4 protein-coding genes are annotated in these 3,495 nt (G+C 46.2%); 1 reads left to right on the top strand and 3 read right to left on the bottom strand.

Annotation, left to right across the window (positions count from 1 at the left end):
• From hemB to AC2JC8_RS09805, 3 genes are all read right to left on the bottom strand, one after another.
• The coding region (gene hemB, locus AC2JC8_RS09815) for a porphobilinogen synthase (RefSeq protein WP_484594649.1) at positions 1 to 935 on the bottom strand (935 nt) is incomplete at its 3' end.
• A 66-nt stretch (positions 936 to 1,001) separates the two neighbouring features.
• On the bottom strand, positions 1,002 to 2,108 hold the full coding sequence (locus tag AC2JC8_RS09810; protein ID WP_484594648.1) for a ligand-gated ion channel: 1,107 nt from the start codon (positions 2,106 to 2,108) through the stop codon (positions 1,002 to 1,004).
• A gap of 34 nt (positions 2,109 to 2,142) precedes the next feature.
• Positions 2,143 to 3,069: a DnaJ C-terminal domain-containing protein gene (locus tag AC2JC8_RS09805; protein ID WP_484401251.1), complete on the bottom strand. Its 927-nt coding sequence runs from the start codon at positions 3,067 to 3,069 to the stop codon at positions 2,143 to 2,145.
• Positions 3,070 to 3,148: 79 nt separating this feature from the next.
• Here AC2JC8_RS09805 and AC2JC8_RS09800 point away from each other — a divergent pair.
• A partial coding sequence (locus AC2JC8_RS09800; protein ID WP_484594647.1) for a thioredoxin domain-containing protein occupies positions 3,149 to 3,495 on the top strand: 347 nt, incomplete at its 3' end.

Here is a 3,495-nt window from a genome sequence, read left to right as displayed (position 1 = left end):
CGTTTAAAACAAAGCAGGGTTTCAAGCACCACGGCCCGTTCATCAATCCAGCCGCGTTCAGCGGCAGCTTTAACCATTGAATATTCACCACTTACGTTATACGCAGCGATTGGCAGTTCTGTTTCTGCGCGCAAGCGCTGAACGATATCAAGGTAGGCAAGGCCTGGTTTAACCATCAAAATATCTGCGCCTTCTTGCTCATCAAGTAAAGCTTCTGTAAGAGCTTCCCGGCCGTTGGCGGGATCCATTTGGTATGTGGCTTTGTTTGTGGGAATTGGCTTGTTGCCGCTGCTTCTGGGGGCGGAATCAAGGGCTTCACGAAATGGGCCGTAATAGGCGGAGGCATATTTAGCGGTGTAACTAATGATGCCTACATGTTCAAAACCTTCAGCATCAAGTGCTTCGCGGATTGCCCCTACTCGGCCGTCCATCATGTCGCTGGGGCCAATTAAATCAGCACCGGCTTGGGCCTGGGTAATTGCTTGGCGGCAAAGAATTTCTACTGTTTCATCATTTAGAACCACGCCTGCATCATTAACGAGGCCGTCGTGACCATCGCAGGAGTAGGGATCAAGGGCTACATCTGTCATCAGCGTCATATCAGGATGCACATCTTTAAGGCGCCGGATTGCCCGAGGGATCAAGCCACCTTCGTTGAAGCATTCGCTGCCATTTTCGGTTTTTAATCCGTCTGCCACTTTTGGGAAAAGCACCACGCAGCGAATACCAAGCTCCCAAGCCCGCCCCACTTCAGTGATTAAGCCATCAAGGCTCCAGCGCTGGCAACCTGGCATTGCAGATATAGGTTCGTTGCTGGCCCCTTCATGCACAAATAATGGATAAATAAAATCAGCTGCACTCAGATGGTTTTCCCGAACCATGGCTTGCAGAGCAGGGGTGCGACGCAGCCGGCGCGGACGGTATGAAAGTTCCATACTGTATTTGTAATTGGCGCAATCTTAGGCACTAAGCGTTTTGCAATCGCAAATTGGCAAGAGTTGTTACCGGAAAGCAAAAGCAGCAACTGCAATGAAAATGCTGCCACCAATAATAATAGATTGATAGATTGCATCTATTTTATTTATTTTTTGCATCACTGCTTCTCGCTGAGATTCAATTGAATTTTCGTAGGCATTGCTTCCCCAAACGAATAAAGCAAAAAGAGCGATTGAAGCTATGTAGCCAAATAAATACAATTGATCTATAAAAGATATATACGATAATTTGGGTAGATCTGCATTTGTTCCTAGCTGCAGAAACACTAAAGTGAGTAGAGCTGTAGAGGGTATTGCTAAGCGCAATTCAGTGAGCTTCCCTTCCAGGTTTGGAGCTAGTAAAAGCATTGCCATTACCGCAAGCCATGGCATTACATACTGATAAAAGGCAGACCAAAATTCTGTATAGTAATTAACATTGTATTCAATTCGGCTAAATTCTCCACCCTCAATGCCATTTTTCTCTCCGAAATTTGTATTATAAGTATAAATCATATTTTTTACACTAACATCTCCTGTCTGGTATCCGTTGATACCCACGTATTGCCCTTTAACCCCTTTAGCGTCAAGAGCTGGATTTAATCTGATGGCTTCAGCAGCTAGTGAGAAAATAGATGGGCTAGTTTCAATGATTATCGGTAGTTCTAATTGTTGAAAGGGGAAGCGTTTTAGGGTTTGCGAATGATCATAAAATTTTGCAGAAAATCTATAAAGTTGCAGCCTATTTCCGTTTGGCTTTAATTCAGGTTCAGCGCTATCAAGTTGAATCTGTGAATCCCATATTTCCACTTGGTTAACTATTTCAACAAGTTCTAAAAGTGGTATTTTATTTTTAATAATCAGCTCCTGAATGGCTTCTGGCCATTCAAGCCAAAACCAACCTTCGGCAGAGAAATTTTTGTCTTTAAGAGAAAGATTATAGATATTTTCTATATGCATCCCAAGTATAAAACTGCGTGCTGGATCAATCGCTGTTCCCTCGCTAACCGGCGCAGCCTTGCCTTGTGCAACTACAGGTTGAGGAAATTGAATTGCGATTGCCAGGAAAAATGAAAGAATAAAACTGAATAATAAAAATAAAAGCGATTTTTTTCGCAATATTTTGTGCAACATTACACTTGTTATTTCTGTAATTTACTCATTTTACCTATAAGCTAGATGTTGTCAATAATTGAGCTCTTGGGTTCAGGTTGAGATTTTGACGAACCTGGCGTAGTTGTTCATAAAGGCCACGTTCTTCAGTGCTTAGTTCGCTAGGCAATTGCAATTGAATCGTTAATAGAAGATCGCCTCTGCCTTCACGCAAAGGCCAACCTTTACCTTTTAAACGCAAGCTGCGGCCGCTGCTTATTCCAGCTGGCACCGTAACTATCGCCTCCCCATCAGGGGTGGGAACTACTAATTCCCCGCCAAGGATGGCTTCGTCGGGGCTGAGCGGTAAATCAGCCCGCATTAGATCGCCGTCGATACTCCAAACCGGGTGATTCTCTAATTGGATATTGAGATAGAGATCACCCCTGCGGCCGCTGCTGGGTTGGAGGTTCCCTTTCCCTTTCAAACGCAGGCGGCTGCCGCTGCGCACCCCTGGTGGAATTCGCACTTGCACACGTTCTTGGTTCACCTGCAAGCTGCGTTCACAGCCGCGAAAAGCTTCAGCAAAACTCACTTTTAGATTTGCTTCGGCATCAAGATTTACGCCTTGAGTAGCGGCACCAGGAAATCCCCCAGAGCCAAATCCAGCCGGGCCACCAAAACGGCCGAGTAGGTCGTTAACGAAATCGTCGAAATTGCCATAGCGGCCGAAATCCACATCAGCGCCAGCACCTTGAGACGCTCCTGCTTGATTCCAATATTGACCAAACTGTTCATACCGTTGGCGTTTTTCTGGATCAGAAAGCACTTCATAGGCTTCACTGATTTCTTTAAAGCGGGCCTCGGCGCTGGCATCGCCAGGGTTCACATCAGGGTGATATTGGCGCGCAAGGCGCCGAAAGGCCTTTTTCACGGCATCAGCATCAGCCCCCCGCTCCAGTTCAAGCACTTTGAAATAGTCGCGATAACCACCCCCTGCCATCACCAGCCTGCAGAAACGATGGAATCCAAGTTTGTCAGCTAAGCGGCAAGCTCTTAATCTACAAAAAAGTAAATCATTTATGGCTCGCTCAACGTGGCTATTGCCAGCTTTTGCCTTGCTTACTGCGGCGGCAATGGGATCTCCTCTTAGGGCAGGCAACTTGGGCGATGCCGTAAGCCCTTCCACTGCCGAACAACTGCAATTTGCTAAGGCTTTGAAACAGATGGGTGCGATTTTTTATGGCGCTTGGTGGTGCACCCATTGTTTTCATCAAAAGAATCTTTTTGGCACCGAAGCTGGAAAGGAGATCCCATACGTTGAATGCGATAAAGATGATGCCGGCCGCGAACGTTGCCGTAAAGCGGGCATAAAAGCTTTCCCCACCTGGACTCTGGGTGAAAAACGTAGTGAAGGAGTGATGAAACT

This window comes from Synechococcus sp. (assembly GCF_982614295.1).
This window is presented reverse-complemented; position numbering and strand designations above follow the sequence as displayed.